This is a genomic window from Vibrio sp. 1401, assembly GCF_033340295.1.
This window is the reverse complement of record NZ_JAWOWF010000268.1, coordinates 1-785: the sequence shown is the minus strand read 5'-3', so window position 1 is coordinate 785 and position 785 is coordinate 1. Positions and strand designations below refer to the sequence as shown.

General features: G+C 52.6%; 1 protein-coding gene. It reads right to left on the bottom strand.

What is annotated here, in order from left to right:
* Window positions 1-785: histidine kinase dimerization/phospho-acceptor domain-containing protein (locus R7Z77_RS25020; RefSeq protein ID WP_318137001.1), on the bottom strand; the 785-nt coding region annotated here is incomplete at both ends.

Here is a 785-nt window from a genome sequence, read left to right as displayed (position 1 = left end):
TGCGCATCTTTAATGATCTCTTCCCACAAACTTTCTATTGGCTGTGTCTCGCGTGTCATGTGGCTGTTCACCTGCATGCGCGAGAGCTCAAGCAATTCGCTGATCATCTGCCCAAGGCCCTGCGCTTCGGTATCAATCCGAACCAACTCAGGGCTGTCACCCTGTTTGCGCGTCGCTAATGCACTGGCCATGCGCAATCGAGTGAGTGGCGAGCGTAATTCGTGAGAAATGTCCGACAGTAAACGCTGCTGACCTGAAATCATCTGATTCACCGCTTCGACCATTTGGTTGAAGCTGCTGCCCGCTTGACGAAATTCTGCGGTGCCTTTTTCAAGATTCGGATCGATGACGAACTCACCTTTTGCCACTCGCTGTGCGGCGGCTTCAAGGCGGCGTGCGGGTTGGCTCAGCGCCCAAGCAAGCCACAGCAGTAATGGCGTGCTCACCAGCATGACGGCCAACAGTAACTGGAATGGGTGGTCGAAGAGACGCAGTAGCAGCGGTGGTGGCTCGTTCCATTTAAAGCCAACGTACATCAGAAGATCAGAGTCGGCCAGAACGATTGGCACAGGGCCGGCAATCATATAGCGGCCATAAAGTCTCTGTTTTGGCTTGTTGTAATCTTCAATACTGGTGACAAAGTTTTGCATCGCACGCAGTTGAAAGTTACTGCGCTTATCGGTGGTTAAGACGTTGCCGTTGTAATCCGAAAAGAACACTCGTGGTCGTGGGTCATGTTTACCTGCGCGGTTGCCCTCGACGCGGAATAAAATGCGTCCTAGATC